This window comes from Candidatus Sulfuricurvum sp. RIFRC-1, from assembly GCF_000310245.1.
Taxonomy (GTDB): Bacteria; Campylobacterota; Campylobacteria; order Campylobacterales; family Sulfurimonadaceae; genus Sulfuricurvum.
In genome coordinates this window covers 102,269-120,617 of record NC_020505.1, presented here as the reverse complement: position 1 = coordinate 120,617, position 18,349 = coordinate 102,269, and the positions used below count along the sequence as shown (strand labels likewise).

At 45.1% G+C, this 18,349-nt stretch carries 18 protein-coding genes and 5 tRNA genes; 13 read left to right on the top strand and 10 right to left on the bottom strand.

The genetic code is table 11. The features are described 5' to 3' along the window. Positions 1 to 30: 30 nt before the first annotated feature. Positions 31 to 774, top strand: a complete 744-nt coding sequence (locus tag B649_RS00630; protein WP_015652560.1) for a response regulator transcription factor — start codon at positions 31 to 33, stop codon at positions 772 to 774. Between the two features lie 2 nt (positions 775 to 776). On the opposite strand, the gene B649_RS00625 is transcribed toward B649_RS00630, so the two are convergent. Genes B649_RS00625 through B649_RS00610 form a run of 4 tightly spaced genes read right to left on the bottom strand, consistent with a single transcriptional unit; the run spans position 777 to position 4,253 of the window. Next, the gene (locus tag B649_RS00625; protein ID WP_015652559.1) at positions 777 to 1,949 is read right to left on the bottom strand and encodes a replication-associated recombination protein A; all 1,173 of its coding nucleotides are present in this window, start codon (positions 1,947 to 1,949) and stop codon (positions 777 to 779) included. A 2-nt stretch (positions 1,950 to 1,951) separates the two neighbouring features. Next, positions 1,952 to 2,350, bottom strand: coding sequence for a secondary thiamine-phosphate synthase enzyme YjbQ (locus B649_RS00620; protein ID WP_015652558.1), 399 nt, complete (start codon positions 2,348 to 2,350; stop codon positions 1,952 to 1,954). Continuing rightward, complete coding sequence (locus B649_RS00615) at positions 2,347 to 3,288, bottom strand: pseudouridine synthase (RefSeq protein WP_015652557.1); 942 nt, start codon at positions 3,286 to 3,288, stop codon at positions 2,347 to 2,349. The genes B649_RS00620 and B649_RS00615 overlap by 4 nt, the downstream gene beginning before the upstream one ends. Beyond that, positions 3,285 to 4,253: a KpsF/GutQ family sugar-phosphate isomerase gene (locus tag B649_RS00610; RefSeq protein WP_015652556.1), complete on the bottom strand. Its 969-nt coding sequence runs from the start codon at positions 4,251 to 4,253 to the stop codon at positions 3,285 to 3,287. Before B649_RS00610 ends, B649_RS00615 begins: the two co-directional genes overlap by 4 nt. A gap of 32 nt (positions 4,254 to 4,285) precedes the next feature. Between B649_RS00610 and B649_RS00605 the strand changes: the two genes are divergently transcribed. From B649_RS00605 to B649_RS00595, 3 genes are read left to right on the top strand one after another with little or no spacing between them, the layout of a single operon-like run. Next, a complete protein-coding gene (locus B649_RS00605; protein ID WP_015652555.1) occupies positions 4,286 to 5,605 on the top strand; it encodes an NAD(P)H-hydrate dehydratase in 1,320 nt (439 codons plus the stop codon). Beyond that, positions 5,602 to 6,156, top strand: a complete 555-nt coding sequence (purN, locus tag B649_RS00600; protein WP_015652554.1) for a phosphoribosylglycinamide formyltransferase — start codon at positions 5,602 to 5,604, stop codon at positions 6,154 to 6,156. Before B649_RS00605 ends, purN begins: the two co-directional genes overlap by 4 nt. 15 nt (positions 6,157 to 6,171) lie before the next feature. Beyond that, positions 6,172 to 6,948 (top strand): thiazole synthase, encoded by a 777-nt coding sequence (locus B649_RS00595; RefSeq protein ID WP_015652553.1) that lies wholly within the window; start codon positions 6,172 to 6,174, stop codon positions 6,946 to 6,948. Between the two features lie 111 nt (positions 6,949 to 7,059). Here B649_RS00595 and B649_RS00590 read toward each other — a convergent pair whose 3' ends face one another. After that, on the bottom strand, positions 7,060 to 8,346 hold the full coding sequence (locus B649_RS00590; protein WP_291750913.1) for an MFS transporter: 1,287 nt from the start codon (positions 8,344 to 8,346) through the stop codon (positions 7,060 to 7,062). Then, the gene (locus tag B649_RS00585; protein ID WP_015652551.1) at positions 8,283 to 9,650 is read right to left on the bottom strand and encodes an amino acid permease; all 1,368 of its coding nucleotides are present in this window, start codon (positions 9,648 to 9,650) and stop codon (positions 8,283 to 8,285) included. Before B649_RS00585 ends, B649_RS00590 begins: the two co-directional genes overlap by 64 nt. A gap of 220 nt (positions 9,651 to 9,870) precedes the next feature. Between B649_RS00585 and B649_RS00580 the strand changes: the two genes are divergently transcribed. The 6 genes from B649_RS00580 (at position 9,871) to B649_RS12005 (ending at position 12,020) form a co-directional block, all read left to right on the top strand. Beyond that, a tRNA-Pro gene (locus B649_RS00580) sits at positions 9,871 to 9,948 on the top strand. Between the two features lie 51 nt (positions 9,949 to 9,999). Next, a tRNA-His gene (locus B649_RS00575) sits at positions 10,000 to 10,076 on the top strand. 53 nt (positions 10,077 to 10,129) lie between these two features. After that, positions 10,130 to 10,206: transfer RNA gene (locus B649_RS00570), tRNA-Arg, on the top strand. Between the two features lie 11 nt (positions 10,207 to 10,217). Beyond that, positions 10,218 to 10,294, top strand: a tRNA-Arg gene (locus tag B649_RS00565). Between the two features lie 21 nt (positions 10,295 to 10,315). Continuing rightward, a tRNA-Leu gene (locus B649_RS00560) sits at positions 10,316 to 10,400 on the top strand. Positions 10,401 to 10,619: 219 nt separating this feature from the next. Then, on the top strand, positions 10,620 to 12,020 hold the full coding sequence (locus B649_RS12005; protein ID WP_015652550.1) for a diguanylate cyclase: 1,401 nt from the start codon (positions 10,620 to 10,622) through the stop codon (positions 12,018 to 12,020). Positions 12,021 to 12,026: 6 nt separating this feature from the next. On the opposite strand, the gene B649_RS00550 is transcribed toward B649_RS12005, so the two are convergent. Next, a complete protein-coding gene (locus B649_RS00550; RefSeq protein ID WP_015652549.1) occupies positions 12,027 to 13,247 on the bottom strand; it encodes an HDOD domain-containing protein in 1,221 nt (406 codons plus the stop codon). Positions 13,248 to 13,381: 134 nt separating this feature from the next. Between B649_RS00550 and B649_RS00545 the strand changes: the two genes are divergently transcribed. Then, on the top strand, positions 13,382 to 14,221 hold the full coding sequence (locus tag B649_RS00545) for a M23 family metallopeptidase (protein WP_015652548.1): 840 nt from the start codon (positions 13,382 to 13,384) through the stop codon (positions 14,219 to 14,221). Continuing rightward, positions 14,199 to 14,894: an outer membrane protein OmpK gene (locus B649_RS00540; protein ID WP_015652547.1), complete on the top strand. Its 696-nt coding sequence runs from the start codon at positions 14,199 to 14,201 to the stop codon at positions 14,892 to 14,894. Before B649_RS00545 ends, B649_RS00540 begins: the two co-directional genes overlap by 23 nt. A 91-nt stretch (positions 14,895 to 14,985) precedes the next feature. Here B649_RS00540 and rlmN read toward each other — a convergent pair whose 3' ends face one another. The 3 genes from rlmN to hisF are packed head-to-tail and all read right to left on the bottom strand — an operon-like array spanning position 14,986 to position 17,346. Next, entirely contained in the window at positions 14,986 to 16,059 is a 1,074-nt protein-coding gene (rlmN, locus tag B649_RS00535) for a 23S rRNA (adenine(2503)-C(2))-methyltransferase RlmN (RefSeq protein WP_015652546.1), read from the bottom strand. Beyond that, a complete protein-coding gene (locus tag B649_RS00530) occupies positions 16,052 to 16,588 on the bottom strand; it encodes a hypothetical protein (protein WP_015652545.1) in 537 nt (178 codons plus the stop codon). The genes rlmN and B649_RS00530 overlap by 8 nt, the downstream gene beginning before the upstream one ends. Then, positions 16,585 to 17,346 carry an imidazole glycerol phosphate synthase subunit HisF gene (hisF, locus tag B649_RS00525; protein ID WP_015652544.1) on the bottom strand — a complete coding sequence of 254 codons (762 nt, stop codon included), beginning with the start codon at positions 17,344 to 17,346 and terminating at the stop codon, positions 16,585 to 16,587. The genes B649_RS00530 and hisF overlap by 4 nt, the downstream gene beginning before the upstream one ends. Positions 17,347 to 17,502: 156 nt before the next feature. Here hisF and rsmA point away from each other — a divergent pair, with 156 nt between their 5' ends. Continuing rightward, positions 17,503 to 18,282, top strand: a complete 780-nt coding sequence (gene rsmA, locus B649_RS00520) for a 16S rRNA (adenine(1518)-N(6)/adenine(1519)-N(6))-dimethyltransferase RsmA (protein WP_015652543.1) — start codon at positions 17,503 to 17,505, stop codon at positions 18,280 to 18,282. Positions 18,283 to 18,349 lie beyond the last annotated feature (67 nt).

Here is an 18,349-nt window from a genome sequence, read left to right as displayed (position 1 = left end):
TGATATCGCGAAAAAGTTGAGGCAAAATGATTGATTGATAACGAACAACGTATACTGGAACAGACGAAGCGTTTATCACTCCTTTTTGTCGAAGATAACGAGCCTTTTCGAACTCGGATATTCAGAGTATTAGAAGATTATTTTTACCGCGTTGATACTGCTATCGATGGAGTTGACGCTCTCGAGAAATACAACGATTACTATCGTTTAAAACAAAAAACCTACGATCTCGTCATCTCCGATATTCGGATGCCTCGGCTGAATGGGGTGGAATTAACCTCTGAGATTCGTGCCATCCATGAGGAACAGCCAATTATTATCTTATCCGCTCACACAGAGGCGGATTATCTCCTATCTCTTATTAATCTCGGTATCGCTCAGTTCATCACCAAACCGGTTCAATATCCGCAAATGTTTGATACACTTTACAAAGTGTGCTCCAAAATCAATACTTCCCCTCTCCCATCTATAGCACCGGAACATACCCTCTATCTTTCCCATGAACTTTTTTGGGATAAGGATAAAAAAATACTTTTTGAAAGTGACATTGCAATTGCATTAACCAAATACGAAATTCTGCTGATGGAGCTTTTAACGAAAAAATTTGAACAAGTATGCAGTACCGATGAAATCCTGAATCATTTTTATCTCAATACGATCGATGTAAGTTCGGATAATTTGCGGGGGATGATGATGCGTTTACGGAAAAAACTCCCCGAAAAAGCGCTAACGAGTATTTATGGGATGGGATATCGCTTATCGTCAGTACATTAAGGTTACCCTTTCTTCCACACCTTCTCTATCCATTCCCCCATCTTCGCTTCATAACCACTGTTTTTAAATTCAACAAATTTGAGCGGTTTAGAGAGATACTTTTGATCGACCCATCCCCCGAAGTCGTGCGGGTAAAGATACCCTTTGTGCTGTTGACGTAACGACTCGGGAATATCGAGGATAACCCCGTTTTTGACGGCACTTTGCGCGGCATTGATCGCATTGTATGCCGTGTTGGATTTGGGTGATGCGCACAGATAGATAACCGCTTGGGCGAGAATAATCCGCGATTCGGGGTAGCCGATCATTTTGACACTCGTCATAGCAGAGGTGCAAAGACTAAGAGCCTGAGGATTCGCATTCCCCACATCTTCACTCGCCAAAATTACAAGTCTACGAGCGATAAATTCCGGCGGTTCGCCCCCCTCAATCAAACGAGCAAGATAATAGATCGCCGCATCGGGGTCTGAGCCTCGGATACTTTTAATGAGGGCAGAGGCGAGATCATAATGAACCCCCGCTTCCGAACTTCCCAAGCTTTGCGCAGCAGGTCGGAGCGATTTGAGAAGAAGAAGGGTAATCGGTTTGTTCAATGCGGTGGAGACTTCGAGGAGTTTGAGCATCGCACGAGCATCGCCCCCCGAACTGGCGATCAAATATTCACGTGCCTCCTCATCCATTTCAACGGAAGTACGGACTAACAAATCCTCTAACGCTTCAAAACCGATGGAATGAAGCTCAAACAGTAATGAACGCGATCGCATCGCCGCAGTCAGGCTAAAATAGGGATTTTCCGTCGATGCGCCAATCACTAACACACTGTTTTTTTCCATAACCGGCAGTAACACCTCCTGCTGATTCTTTGCAAGGCGATGCACCTCATCGATAAAGATCAGAGGCTTAGTGAGGGAACCCTCGTATTGATCAAAAATCTTTCGCAAGTTTTCTATTTTGAGTGACGTTGCATTAAACTCATAAAAGGGGAGACCCATAACCTCGGCGATAATTCGGGCTAATGTCGTTTTACCGCAACCGGGGGGACCGTAAAAAAAAGAGTGGGTGAGATTACCCCCCTCACAGAGTGAACGCAGAGGAGAATCGGGAGAGCACAGATGATTTTGACCTACCACATCGTCAAATTTTTTCGGACGAAGCAGATAGGTAAAGTCCGCCACGATTAACCTGCGATGACTTTGATAATGACTTCACGCTCTTGACGAGGACCGTCAAATTCACCGAAGAAAACTCCTTGCCATTTTCCGAACATCGGACGACCCTCATGAACCGGAATACTTACCGATGCACCCATACGGGATGATTTGAGATGAGCAGCCGCATTGCTACCGACATGGGCGTATTGAACATCACTGGGAATAACTTTGGAGAGAGCCGCCAATAAATCCCGGCGAAGATTTTGGTCTGCATTTTCAAACAAAAAGACACTCCCTGTCGTATGCGGAGTAAAAACAATACAAATCCCTGATTTGATCCCTGATTTAATGACAGCTTCTTTCACTTCAGCGCTGATATCCATCAACTGTGTTTTATGACTGGTTGGGAATTTGAGTGTTTTCATTTTTTACCACCTTTTGAGAATTTAGAATCAGGTTTGTATTTATTGGTGCCGAATGGCTCATTGGAAGGTTTTGATTTCGATTTAGGTTTATCTTTTGAAGCACTTTTCGGCTTGAACTGTGGTTTTCCCTCAGCTCTTGGAGCTTTTTTCTCGCTCTTTTGTTTTTGTTTCTCCGCTTTTTCCACAGCATCCAAAAACTCACGTAAATTGGAATACTCATTTCGCTCCAAAAAGCGTACTTTTCCCGTTGGGAGATTATTAAGTTCAATCCCGCCGAAACTAAGCCGTTTGAGATCGACGATTTCAGCCCCGAAATGGGCGAAAAAACGACGAAGCTCCCGGTTTTGTCCCTCGCCAATGGCTACTTTTAAAATCGAATAGTCTCCTTGGTCTTTTTGGACTTGATAGGCATAAAAAGGGGCAAAACTCATCGGCCCCGCCTCCGCATGCTCATGGGCTCCGGCACTTGCATCTTCAAGCTCCAGCCCTTCGCCCATCGCGATTTTCATCCCTTCAGACACAGCCCCTTTGATCTTGATCTTATAAACCCGCTCCATTTTGGAGGTCATAAGTGCCGTTGCAACACGAGACGCATCGGTAAGAAGCAATAATCCCTCAGAGGCAAAGTCGAGCCGTCCGACAGGGATATAGTGGCGGTATTGTTTTGCTAATGAGTCATAAATCGTTTTACGCCCTTGCGGATCTTTTTTGGTTACCAATTCACCGCGCGGTTTGTTATAGACGATAACGGTAAATTGATCACTTGGGGTGATCTTGTTCCCGCTGATCATAACATTGGCATTACGCTCATCGACCTGAGTCGCGGGGTTAATCTCAACCTCACCATCGATTCGAACGTACCCATCAAGAATCGCCTGATCGGCTTCGCGACGCGAATAGGTTGAGTAGTGGGCAATATATTTGTTTAAACGCATCATGAGATACCTGCTTCTACGAGAGTATGAAGGTGCAACGCACCTTGGATTATGCCATCACGGTTCGTGACGACTAACAATTGAATTTTTTTCTCTTCGATCAATACGAGAGCATCACTGGCCAGCATCGTTGCATCATTAATAACAAGTGGGTTGAGTGTTGCATACTCTTTTGCGATAGCATCGAGCGAAAACGACTCCTTCAGAAGGGCACGACGAATATCACCGTCACTGAGTAAACCGGAGAGTTTCCCCTCTGCATTAATCAACATTACTGTCCCCAAACGCCCTTCGCTGAGTTTTAAAATCGCCTCTTTAAGCGGTGTATTTTCATCCACGATCGGAAGATCGGCTGTGCGCATCAAATCGGCTACTTTAACAAATAGCCGTTTGCCCAATGCCCCGCCGGGGTGAAACGAAGCAAAATCCTCTTTTTGAAAATTGCGCGCCTTCATCAGGCATACCGCCAATGCATCCCCCATCGCCAACGTCAACGTGGTTGAACTGGTCGGAGCGATATCGAGCGGACACGCTTCGGCTGAGACGTTGATGTTAATCACCTCATCACTGTAACGCCCAAGAGTTGACTCTGCATTGCGAGTCATCCCGATGAGGGGGATATCAAAACGTTTGATATGAGGGAGAATGGAGCTGAGTTCCGGGCTCTCACCGCTGTAACTGATGGCGAGAACCGCATCCTCTTTGCCGATCATCCCCAAATCGCCATGCAACGCTTCGGTCGGATGGAGGAAAAAACTCGGCGTTCCCGTCGATGCAAACGTCGCGGCGATTTTAGCCCCGATTAAACCTGATTTGCCTACACCCGTAATGACCAATTTACCCTTGCACGCGAGGATAATCTCTACGGCACGGATCATCTCCGCTCCCAGACGTTCTGAGCCCTCTCGAAGAGCCTGTGCTTCAATTTCAAGTGTGTTTTTGGCTATTGCGATATAATCGTTGTTCATAAATATAATTATAGCTGAAATGGACTTTATCCATGCAAAACCTTTACCGAGAAGTAAATACTCTGGATCATCGAGCCGTAGAACAATTCGCCCTCAGTGAACCCGTTATGATGGAGCACGCCGCTTTATCTATAGCCAATTACATTGGTGAATATTTCTTGCCAAATTCTTCCATTTTGATTGTGTGCGGCAGTGGAAATAACGGAGCGGATGGACGGATTCTCGCACGACAACTCGAAGGTGACTATCGTGTTTCACTCCATTATCAAAGCGAGACCCACTATGATGTGATTGTCGATGCCCTATTCGGTAGTGGCCTCAATAGAGCGATCAACGCTGAAACCGCAGAAATACTAGCGATGCTCAATGACTCCACCGCATTTAAAATAGCCTGTGATGTCCCCAGCGGTTTGTATGCAGACGGTACGCTCGATCCTCATACATTCAGAGCCGATATTACCATCACTATGGGAGCCCTTAAACGAAGCCTATTCAGTGATGCGGCTAAAGAATACGTCGGTGAAATCCGTGTCGCCAATCTGGGAATTTCACGTTCACGGTATGAGATACCCACAACATGGCACTTACTCGATCCATCCGATCTATCTCTACCGCATCGTACGTCCACTTCCGCCAATAAAGGATGCTATGGTCATTTAGCGGTTGTGTGCGGTGAGAAAATCGGAGCATCGGTTATCGCCGGTTCTGCTGCGATCCGTTTCGGAAGCGGATTAGTGAGCCTTATCAGTAACGAAAACGTCACTATCCCGTATGAACTGATGCAAAGCCATTCGCTCCCTTCCTCGACAACAGCTATTGCTCTGGGGATGGGGTTGGGGGTAGAGTTTTGCGATGATGAACTGACATGTTTGCTCGACAATAATCTCCCGCTCGTTTTAGATGCCGATATTTTTTACCATCCGATGTTTCCTCAACTACTCAAGCGTGAGTGTATCGTCCTCACCCCACATCCCAAAGAGTTCACTCAAATTTTACGCCTCTGCGGGATAGCCGATATCGATGTCACCACATTGCAAAACAACCGATTTACCTATGTGGAACAATTCTGTGCCGCTTATCCGAACACCGTATTGGTGCTTAAAGGCGCCAACGTTATCATAGGAAAAAATGATCGATTTTTTATCAATCCCCTCGGAACGGTGGCACTTGCCAAAGGGGGCAGCGGTGATGTCCTCAGCGGTCTTATCGGAGCCTTGTTGGCCCAAAAATATACTCCGTTAGATGCCGCCCTTCAAGGCTCTTTAGCTCACACTCTAGCTGCACGCGGCTTTGACAAAAACAACTATGCCCTCACCCCATTTGACCTTATAGAAAGAGTTACCGTTTTATGAAAAAAATCGTTGCCTTATTTAGCGGCGAGGGGACCAACCTCGCCAACTTGATTGAAAAAATCCACCACAAGCATGCCATCATCACCTGTGCCATTACGAACAATTCAGAGGCCGGAGGTATCGCCAAAGCACGTACAGCCGGCATACCCGTCGAAGTATGCGATCATCGGGAATATGAAAACCGCGAAGCCTACGATGCCGCACTGGTTGAGATGATCCGTGATTACGATCCTGATCTTGTAGTACTTTGCGGCTTTATGCGTATTCTCACTAGCGTATTTACCTCCAATATTCGCTCTATCAATCTCCACCCCTCACTCCTGCCCGCCTTTAAAGGCTCACGCGCCATTGAACGGAGTTTTGAAAGTGACGAGAAAATATGCGGAGTGAGTGTTCATTGGGTTACCGATGAACTCGACGGCGGTGAGATAATCTTGCAAAAAAGTTTTACTAAAAATTCCTCCGATACTTTAGAAGAATTTTCGGCTAAAATTCGCCAGATTGAGCATGAGATACTCCCCCTCAGCGTACTAAAAATTCTACATGATTGATTGAAAAGGATAGCAATGCATACATTACAAATCGGAAAATATACTCTCGGTAGCCGCCTCATCGTGGGAAGCGGTAAATATGATTCGTTTGAAACGACTAAAGCCGCTACATTAGCAAGCGGCTCGGAACTTATCACCGTAGCCGTTCGTCGTCTTAATATCACCAACCCGAATGAGCCGAATCTCCGTGATACTTTTGCGGGGACCAATGTCAAATTCCTCCCCAATTCGGCAGGATGTACGACAGCGGAAGAGGCGATCACCCTTTTCCGCCTCACCCGTGAAGCGACGGGAATCGATCTGATCAAACTCGAAGTAATCGGCGACACCCAAAAAACGCTCTATCCGGATGTCTTAGAGACGATCAAAGCGTGTGAAGTGTTAGCCAAAGACGGCTTTACCATCATGGCCTATACCAGCGATGATCCGATTATGGCACGCCGTCTCGAAGATGCAGGTGCCCACGCCATTATGCCGCTTGCCGCTCCGATCGGCTCAGGGCTCGGAGTCCAAAACCGTTATAACATTGTGTTTGTGCGTGAAGCGGTCAAAGTGCCGATTATCGTTGATGCAGGGATCGGATGTGCCAGTGATGCGGCGTTAGCAATGGAACTTGGAGCAGATGGGGTATTGACCAACACAGCGATTGCCCAAGCACAAAATCCGATGCTGATGGCGGAAGCGATGAAAAATGCGGTGATTGCAGGACGTTTGAGTTATCTTGCAGGACGTATACCTAAACGTCCGTATGCAACAGCTTCATCTCCGGTTGATGGAATGATCCAGTTTTAATCCCCCGTTCGCCCTGAGCCTGTCGAAGGGTTCTCCCGTTCATGGTTCGACAAAACAAGCGAAGCGCTCGCAAAGCGATGTTTCCTTGCGCTCACCACGAACGGAAGTTTTTTATGCTTCGATGTAGTCCAAATCCTCATGAAACGTCTCGCGGGTAAAATAGAGCGCGACCAAAGCGATCGTAAATACAACCGATCCCACCACTGCCGCTGAACCCAGAACCCCCATACTCTCTTTTAAAAGCATGAAGCTCGACGTAATCGGAACCACCGAACCGCGTACAAAATTTGGAACTGTTGTTGCGACAGTCGCTCGGATATTAGTACCGAACTGCTCTGCCGCCATTGTGATAAAAAGGGCCCAGTAACCGCAAAACACACCGAGTAAAAATACTGCTGCATAAAATGACCCAGCTGTTGCGCCCGATAGAGTAAAATAATAAAGGACACTAACCACCGAAAGAACCATAAAAATAGTGTAAGCCTTCTTTCGACTTTGCATCTGTTGGGAGAGATATCCACTCGCCAAATCACCGACCGAGAGTCCGATATACGTATACATAAGCGCCTGACCCGCCGTCACTTCTCCGCTAATCTCTAATGCTTTGGCAAATTCAGGGGAGAACATTACCAAAACACCAACGACATACCATAAGGGCATCCCGATAACAATCGCTTTGATGTATTTTGTGAATAGTTTTCTATGGGAAAAGAGGGCGAAAAAATGCCCCCGCTTCACATCATCAGACGCGTGGTGCTGAAACATTTCCGATTCTCGGACACGGAAACGTAAAATCAACAGCAAAAAGCCCAATACGCCCCCGATGATATAGGCATTTCGCCATGCAAAGTTTTCGGCGACGATATTAGCGGCAACGACTCCGAGGACACCGAACGCGGCGATACTCATCACGCCGTAGCCCCGTAGCTCTTTAGGGAGGATTTCAGCAACCAGAGTCACCCCCGCACCCAGCTCACCCGCCAAACCGATTCCGGCAATAAAACGAAGCAGTGCATACTGCTCAACATTGGTGACAAATGCATTCAGCAAATTTGCAACCGAATAGAGGATAATCGAGGCGAACAGCACGGAAAGCCGCCCTTTTTTATCTCCGAGAATTCCCCAGAGGATTCCGCCGATCAGCATCCCACCCATTTGTGCATTGAGAATAATCGATCCCCACAGGGTAATCCCCTCTTTATCAAGCCCCAATTCACTCAAACTCTCGACCCGCACCACTCCGAATAAAATCAGATCGTAAATATCAACAAAATACCCCATCGCGATGACGATAACGGGAAGTGTCAAGACTTGACGCCATACCGATATCGCCATTACTCGCCCTTTGAACGTTTTGCACCGTAAAAGGCGTAAATCAGCATCCCGATAATCGACCATCCGATAAATCGCAACCAGGTATCAAACGGCAATCCCGCCATCATAAAAATAATCAAAATGAAATTGAGCGGCATGAGGATTTTAAATGCAGGTACTTTAAAGATCGGTTGAATGACATTTTGGCGTCGTAACACGATAATCGCTACCGCCACCATCAGATAGGCGAACAAGGTTCCGATATTGACCAACTCTGCCAACGTTTTTAGGGGAATAAGTCCCGCCATAATACTCAGAATAACACCGCCGATAAGAGTCGCTTTATAAGGGGTATTGTATTTTGGATGGATTTCACTCAAAGTTTTCGGTAAAAGTCCGTCACGGGCAAGGGCAAAAAAGATACGGGTAAATCCCAGCCCCATAACGATCATAACCGTCGTAATTGTAATGACCGCACCCAATGCGATCACGTTTGCCGCAAACGGCTCATTCACTTGATAGAGGGCAAATGCCAACGCATCAGGAACATTGAGACTTTGATAAGGGACGATTGCAGTGAGGGTAAAGCTCACAAGGATGAAAAAGACGACACTAAGAGCCAATGAGAGGATCAGCCCCAATGGAATATTACGTTCAGGATTTTTGGTCTCTTCTGCGACCGTACTGATGGCATCAAACCCGAGATAGGCAAAAATAATCAGTGCGGCCCCGTGCCAAACCCCTTCCCATCCAAATGGCAAAAAGTTGGTGAGATTATTGAAATCAACGTGAGGAAGTCCTACCACCACAAATGTTACCAAAACGCCAAGCTTGATAAATACAATGGCCGTATTAACCTTGGCGCTCTCTTTGATTCCAATCGCAAGAAGGACAAAAATGGCCAAAATAATCCCGAATGCACTGATATCGATGTACGTTCCGGCACTTGGATTATACGCGCCGCTTAGCGCCTGCGGAATATGAATATTCATGCTGTTTTCTAAAAAACGGCGTAAATACCCCGACCATCCCGTAGCAACTGCGGCGGTAGCGACACCGTATTCGAGCAGCAAATTCCACCCGACAAACCACGCAAACACTTCTCCCAACGAGGCAAATGTAAAGCTATAAGCACTCCCCGCTACCGGATAGGCAGAACTAAGCTCCGCATAAATAAGAGCCGTAATTCCGATCATCACTGCACCGAGCAAAAATGACAATACGATAGCAGGACCCGCCATGGTGGCCGCCGCTTGCCCCGTAATAACAAATATCCCTGCACCGATTACCGCACCGACACCAATGAACGTTACATCCATTAGTCCCAGACTACGTTTAAATTCTCCAGATGCACCGGACATATCTTTTTTACGAAAAATACCTTTCATTTCCCCTCCAACACGCAATCTCACCGTATAGGGCAATCTTGCTTTCAATAAGACTCAATTATACATCATTTTCACCCTCTTTGTAATTTTTAGACCCTTCATGAGATCAATATGAATCGATTTCTTCACACTCTTACGCATGTCTCTTGACAATTATTGGATTTTCAACTATAATTTCGCCTCACTAATTAGCTCACTCGAGTTTAAATTAGATGAAGGTCGGGGCGTAGCTCAGTCTGGTTAGAGTACTTGGTTTGGGACCAAGGGGCCGGAGGTTCGAGTCCTCTCGCCCCGACCATGTTTTTTTCTTTTTTTTGTATTATTTCAAACAGATTCTTTATTACAGATGGTGGGTGTAGCTCAGTCGGTTAGAGCATCAGGTTGTGGTTCTGAGGGTCGTGGGTTCGATCCCCATCACCCACCCCATTTGTTTCTGGTTTGAAACACCTTTGATACACGATGTTTTAGAAGGCGATTGTGCGTTCGTAGCTCAACTGGATAGAGTAACGGACTTCGGATCCGTAGGTTATAGGTTCGAACCCTATCGGGCGCACCATATATACTCATGCGTCCTTAGCTCAGCTGGATAGAGCAATGCCCTTCTAAGGCATCGGTCAGAGGTTCGAATCCTCTAGGGCGTACCACCTTAGACTTTTTATACGTGCGCGGATGTGGTGAAATTGGTAGACACGCCAGACTTAGGATCTGGTGCCGCAAGGTGTGAAGGTTCAAGTCCTTTCATCCGCACCATCGATAAACCCCTATTTTTACGGGCTTCGATAGACTTACACAACAAATTCTTCCATTTTTACCAACCTTTTTCTCCAATTCAACAATCAATCTAAAGAACTTTCCAGTATGATCTATTTTATAACACAAAAAAAGCTCTTTTGTCGATATTAAGATAAAGTCCGCTCTTGAAATCAAATGCATTGAAGTGTATTATTAAAATCTGAGGAAAGGTTGCCAATGGATAGTTTAATCAATCAAAAAACACTTTCTAAGATATTTTTTTATGCCGTTGTAACATCTTTTGTCTACTTTTTCTCAGCAAAACTGGTTACACCTCTTTCTTTAAGTGAATCATCAAGTATCTTTGCCATTTGGCCCCCAACCGGTGTTGCTCTCTCATTTTTATTTTTTCGGGGCTATGTCGTTTTACCCGGTATTTTTATTGGTGCTTTCTTTTTAAATATGACTTTGAGTTCTCCGATGGTGGCATTTGAGATTGCAATCGGCAATACTATCGGTCCAGCAGTCGCGTATTGGTTTATCATGAAAAGTTCCAAAAATGTGATCAAAGATGATATTTTTTATGATACCGATACCATCATTTCATTTATTTTTTACAGTGTAATCGGTGCATTTATTACATCCAGTATGGGCACAACAATGTTGTATCTTAATGGCATGTTAGCCACAGAGCATCAGATGCTAGGTTGGGCAGTATGGTTTTTTGGTGATCTGATTGGATTCATTTTAATTGTTCCTATATTTGTAGCGTATGTTTTACAGCGTAATATCAGTATTGTTTCAAAAGAACATATTGTGGAAATTGCACTTATTCTTTCGGTGTTGGTTATTTCGGCAATCGTTATTTTTGGTTCAGGCTATTTTTTCGATAAACGCTACCCGATTGAATATCTAATTTTATTCCCGCTTATCTGGGCAAGTACTCGATTACAAAATGGAATCAACCTTATTTTTTTAGCCATTGTTGTTATTTTAGCTATATTGGGAACGGCATCAGGATACAGCCAATTTTCCTTTGAAGGTGACCATAGACTCTCGTTGATCATGCTTCAGGTATTTATTTTTACCGTCACATTTTCTATTTTAATGATGACCGCGCAACGTTGTTATACGATACGAATTCTTGAAGAGAAAGAGCATTTGAGCTTAATTGATTCATTAACGCAGATTGGTAATCGAAGATTTTTTACCAAAATATTCAAAGAAGAACTGGATAAAAGTCAGCGTTACAAACGTCCCCTATCCCTCATAATATTTGATATAGACTATTTTAAAAATATCAATGATTTACTAGGACATCATGCGGGAGATAGTGTGTTGGAAGAACTTTCATCATTAGTGAATGCACAGTTGCGTTCAAGCGACCATATCTCCAGATGGGGTGGAGAAGAGTTTACGATTATTCTTCCCGAAAGTGAACTCTCTCAAAGTGTTTTAACCGCTGAAAAATTGCGTAAGAAAATTGAAGTTTACCCATTTAGCATTCAACAAAATGTAACTTGTAGTTTTGGGGTCATCCAATGTACTTATGAGGAAACAATCGACAGTGCACTTCGTCGGGTTGATGAAAAATTATATGAGGCAAAAGAGCTAGGCCGCAATAAAGTAGTCTCATAAGCTCGTTTACCCCATTGCCTCATCAAACTGATTTACTTTTTCCATCGCTTCGGCTATCAACGGTTCCAAAACCGAAGAGTCTAAAGAGTGTTTTGCTAAAAACTTCTCAATCCCCTCCGAATCCAACATCTCGATAGAGCGCACCATCGTAAGCAATTCACCGTAAAAACCGTCTCCCTCAAACAGCGCCCGCTCGATATCAGGAGCAACATTGAGCCGCTTTAAAACATCTCTATGGGGAATATGAAAAAGCAGATGGATCAACGAGAGCATCCCGACAAAATAGGCGGCAGCACTCTGAGCCTTGGTCGGGTGCGGAACAATCAGGTTCAAAAGCTTTGTCATCAACTCTGTTCGATTGACCACCATTAGCAAAAGCGGAATATTGTTTTGATCCGATTCTTGCGATTCAGAGAACATCAACAGCATTATCCATCGCGACAGCGGCTCTCGCCCCATCAATGTCAGAACATGCCGGATGGAGGAAACAGGATTACGAAGCGAAAAAATGGCCGAATTGATAAAACGGATTAATTTCAGACTGACCATGTGATTGAGCTCAAAAGCCCGTACCAGTTCATCGATTTCCACTTCACACTGGAGCATATTCCACAACTGCATAACGGATTCTTGATTGAGCGAAAAAGAGGGATTTTCTAGCACTTTTGGCTTGGAGATAAAATAGCCCTGGAAATAGAAAAAACCTTTTGCTAGACACTCTGCATGGATATCATGCGATTCTATTTTCGATCCGATAACATTCAAGCCAAACTGCTTCAGCCGTTCGATATCATCACGCTTAATCCGTCCGCTCCGGGTAATATCAATTTTAACAAATTCCAGATAGGGGAAAATAGGGGAAAATTTTTCAATGTTTTCAGGAGTAAAGGCAAAATCATTCAGAGCGAAACGGTACCCTTGGGCAAAAAGTCTCTTCAAATGAGTACTCAATCGCTCATCAATCACACTCTCTTCGAGCAATGCATATACGACCCGCTCTTTCGGAAGTAATTCTAGCAATTCATGAAAAATAAAATGGTGATCGGCACGTATAAATCCAATCCGCTTCCCTAAAATACGATCAATTCCAAAGGCACTTTGCAGATCATTAATTAACGTGGCCGTCGTATGTGCATCACTGCTTTGCCCCGAATAAAAAAGATCATACGCTACGAGCGAACCTCTTTCGTTTACGATAGGCTGACGACCGATATAACTGCTTCCCATATTTATCTTTCTCTAACTCTTCTCACCGCCAATATAATGATTGATAGTAACACACAATTCATAATAAAACCGCTAAAACTAGTTTCAAACCCCTTAATGCTACAATAGCAGCACGAAAATTTATAGGGAGTTTTATGCGTCTTTTGGTCTGCTTATTGGGTAGTTTTCTTTCATTATCGGGAATTGAGGGGTACAATGGAAAAAGTCTCGTCCTCCCCCTCTCTTCCGCTTCAGGAACACTCCTAATGAATGAACGAAACATCAGCGTTCTTCCGCATCCCATTAATCCCGCTCAAGGGTTTGCTATTATTCCTACCGATTATCACTCACCGGCGCAAGAGATTGACATAAAATGGATTAATCCTCTGGGAGAGTTGAATATACCTATTGAGATCCGTTCCTTTGATTACCCTACTGAAGTTTTAAATGTCGAGAGTTCCAAAGTAACACCTCCCCCCGAAGCATTGCAGCGAATTGCACAGGAGAAAGCCGAAGCCGAAAAAATCTATAACACCCTTACCCCAACTCGTTATTGGAACAAACCCTTTATTCATCCAATGGAGAGCAATATCACGAGTCTTTACGGCTCCGCACGCACCTATAACGGTGTTTTAAAAAGCTATCACGGCGGAGTCGATTTTCGTGCCCGGACTCCCCTTCCCATACTCGCTAGCAATGATGGTATCGTTGTTCTGGTCAAAGATCGTTATTACGCCGGAGGTACCGTCATCATCGATCACGGGGAGGGGATTTACAGCTGCTATTTTCACATGAGCCGATTTGATGTCAAAGTAGGTGATGGTGTCAAACGGGGTCAAAGTATCGGGCTCACAGGTGCAACCGGACGTATCACCGGACCTCATCTGCATTTTGGGCTCATGGTTTTAGGGCTCCAGAGCGATCCGCTCGATCTGATTACACAAATCAATGCACTTTTTCCAAAGGAAATCGATGAAACACTTACTCTTCGCTAGTCTTCTCTTAGGATCTGGGCTCAATGCCTTTTCGACGACGAACATCCAGTATCTCTATGGTGACTTCGAGGGGGCGACCTTTATGGATACAACCGAAGGGACAAAACAGACCGTTACCGCTGAGCATTACCGGACGTTTGACTACGGTGATCTGTTTATGTTTGCCGATTATGCCTATACTCATGAGGGTCTCCAATTTACCCATAAAAAAAATGACCTCTACGGTGAAATATCTCCGCGACTGAGTTTGGATAAAATCGGTGGATTTTCAACCTCTAACGGAATACTCAAAGAGACTTATGCGGCGTTCCAATACAATCGCGGCGATAAGTATCACGCATGGCTTTACGGAGCAGGATGCGATTTGGCGCTTCCGGGATTTTCAGTATTTGGAGTCAATCTTTATCGAAAGCATCAAAATATCGGTGATCATACCTACCAGCTCTCCCTAAACTATTATGCTCCACTGGCAGATCGATGGCATTTCGAAGGATTTACCGACTGGACGGCACGCGATATTTTGAGTCAAAATCAACTGCTTTTTGACCTCACGCAAACAATAGGAATGAAAGAGGGGAAACTCGAAGTGGGAACCGAATGGCATTATTACCATGAAAACAGTTATCACACTGATAACGATGTGTTTCAGGCAATGCTAAAATATACGTTTTAATCTTTTTTCAGAGCGGCCCAAATAAAGCCGCCCAAACCAACACCGACAACGATCACTAAAAACCCGACTTGAAACCAATCCATACCCGACATTACACAACCTCACTTAATTCTTTTTCTTTTAGCTGACCGCACGCCGCACTGATGTCTAACCCTTTGGAATCACGGATGGTGCAGAGTACTCCATGTTTAATCAGATACTCTTGAAAAGCGACCATATCGGCACGGCTCGGGCGCTGATAATCAGATCCCTCATACGGATTAAAAAAGATCAGGTTCACTTTTGCCTTGATCCCATGAAGGAGTTTCACCAATTTTTTTGCCGAGACCAAATCATCATTTTTTCCTTTGATGACGAGATACTCAAACATTACCCGTTTACGGGTATCGATCGGAAACCGTTTCACCGCATCAATGATCGAAGCGATGTTATACGCTTTGTTCATCGGAATCAGTTCACTGCGCAATTCATCATCCACCGCATGAAGTGAAATAGCGATATGAACCCCCAAATCCATCTCACCCAGCTTATCGATCTTCGTACTTAGCCCGCTAGTCGATACGGTTTGACGTTTGCCTGAAATAGACAATCCCTCTTCATCTTTGAAAATCGTAATCGCCTTTGCGAGATTATCAAGATTATCGAGTGGTTCTCCCATCCCCATATAGACAATGTTAAGTCGGCGATGTGCGGCAAGATTGTTATCCATCTTCACCGCCAATACCTGCGCAACGATTTCCCCCGCGCTCAGATCACGGGTAAACCCCCCTTTGGCGGTGAGACAAAACGAACATCCCACTTTGCATCCCACCTGTGTCGAGACACACACCGTAAAGCGGGCTTCATGCTCGATATTTCCCTCTTCATCGATGGACTCATCTTTCATCTTGAGCCACACCGTCTCAACCGTCTTACCGTCACTCAGTTCGAAGAGATATTTGATCGTTCCATCCGTTGAACACTCTTTTCGGGCGATTTTGAGGGGCATGATCTCATATTCGCGTTCCAGCTCTTCGCGCATCGCTTTGGGGAGGTTTGCCATCGTGTCAAAATTTGTCGCATACTGATGATAAATCCATCCCCAAATTTGTTTAGCACGAAACGAGGGTTTCACCATTGAAGCGAGTTCCGCTTTGGTGTAATCCAAAATACATTTTTTACCCATGGATTAACCCTTTTTCTTTGAGATGTTCACGTAACAGCACTTTGGCGAATCCGTGATTAGCGATAAAGTCGCGGTGAGCGTTTGCGTCGCAGTAGTTCGTGATACAAAACACCCCACCCGCAGGAATACCGAACACCTGCGCCACCCGCATCACGCTGAAAAATTCCATGTTCTCAATCCCCATCCCGAGCGCTCTCATTTGCACCATTGCACGCTCACTCGTCGTGATGTAGTTCGAAGAGTTTACAATAACATCTTTGATCGCTTCCATTTGTGCCGAAACGACGTTATCGATAGGGGTATAGGCACTTTTATCCAAAAACCCTAACTCGATGTTAGCCGCCGTTTTAGACTCGATGATGTCATTGATTTTAGGTTCGCCGTAACTTCCCGCACTCCCGACGAAGAGGAGAAATTCAGGCTTGTGAACCAAACAGTGACGGGTGAGATTGATCGCACTGTCGATCAAACCCACACCTATCGGTATCGCAAAATCAAACGTCTCATTGTTCCCTGCGCAGAGTATCATAAGCGTACCGGAATCCCGTTAGCCGATAGATAGCGTTTGAGATCCATAATGTCGATCTCTTTGTAATGGAAAATACTCGCCGCCAATGCCGCATCGGCACCGTGTTCAAACGCCTCTTTGATATGTTCCATCGTCCCCGCACCGCCGCTGGCGATGACGGGAACATTCACAGCGCGGCTGATTTGTTCGGTGATGGAGAGATCAAATCCCGCTTTGGTTCCATCAGCGTCCATCGAGGTGAGGAGAATCTCCCCCGCTCCGCGATCTACGACCTCTTTTGCCCACTCCAGTGCATTAATCCCTGTATCGACTCGCCCGCCATTGAGATAAACGTTGTATTGATCGCCCGTTTTTTTCACATCGATAGCCACTACGATACACTGACTTCCGAACCGTTTTGAGCCTTCATTGATAAACTCAGGGCGTTTGATCGCCGCAGAGTTGATACTCACTTTGTCACACCCGACGGCAAGAAGTTTGTAAATATCATCCAGAACCCGTATTCCACCGCCGACGGTAAGGGGGATAAATACCTCTTTCGCGACCTGTTCGACGATATGAACAATCGTATCACGCTCTTCGTGTGAAGCGGTAATATCGAGAAAAGTTATCTCATCCGCCCCCTCTTCGTTGTACCGTTTTGCCACTTCGACGGGGTCTCCCGCATCTTTGAGCCCGACAAAATTAACACCTTTGACAACACGGCCATCTTTAACATCCAAACAAGGAATGATCCGTTTTGCAAAAAAATTATCCATGGAAACCCTTTAGCACTATCATTACGGAAGTATAGTGTGCATTACCAAAAGTAACGATAAAGGCTGTGAATTGATAACCTTCATTCAAATCACCTAAAAACGGACATTTTTGTGCTTTAATAAGCTATTAACACTTTATCGGGTACAATCAGGGCAATGCAAAAAGACCGTGCCGCTATCGCCAAGAAAAAATTTGGCCAGAACTTTTTAAAAGATGAAGCTGTTTTAGCACAAATCATCCAATCGATGCCCGATACACCTCATCGTATCGCAGAAATCGGGCCTGGATTAGGTGATTTAACTAAGTATTTAGTTGATGTCAAAAGTGTTACTGCTTTTGAGGTCGATACCGACTTGTGCAAGCATTTGAAGCACCAATTTGCCGATGCTATCAGTACCAATACTCTTGAACTCCGTTGCGGAGATGTGTTAGAGCATTGGAAGAGTGAGCTTTTGGATGAACCGTACGATTTAGTGGCAAATTTGCCCTATTACATCGCGACCAACATCATCCTAAAAGCCCTCGCCGATCCGGCGTGCCGAAACTTGCTTGTCATGATACAGCGTGAAGTAGCAGAGAAATTTTCTGCCTCACCTGGAGAGAGAGCTTTTGGAGCGCTCAGCGTAATTACGCAGAGTGTGGCTGAGGCGGAGATCGTGTTAAGCGTCCCCCCCAGCGCATTCGAGCCAGCTCCCAAAGTCGATTCATCCGTACTGCTCATTTCTAAACGGTCGAATCGTAATGATGAAGGGTTTGAAGAATTTTTACGAGCGGCCTTTACACAGCCCCGTAAAACCCTCCACAAAAATCTCTCCTCACGCTATGATGGTGTTCTTCTCGTTCAAGCCTTTGAAACGCTTGAACTGGAACGCTCCATCCGACCTCATCAGCTTGACACCTCTGACTTTCACCGGCTCTACGCCCTTATAAAATAACCTTTTCTGGGCATTTTAGAGCATCCAAACATACCTAAAAAACTATTACGCCAGAGCGTACAGAAGG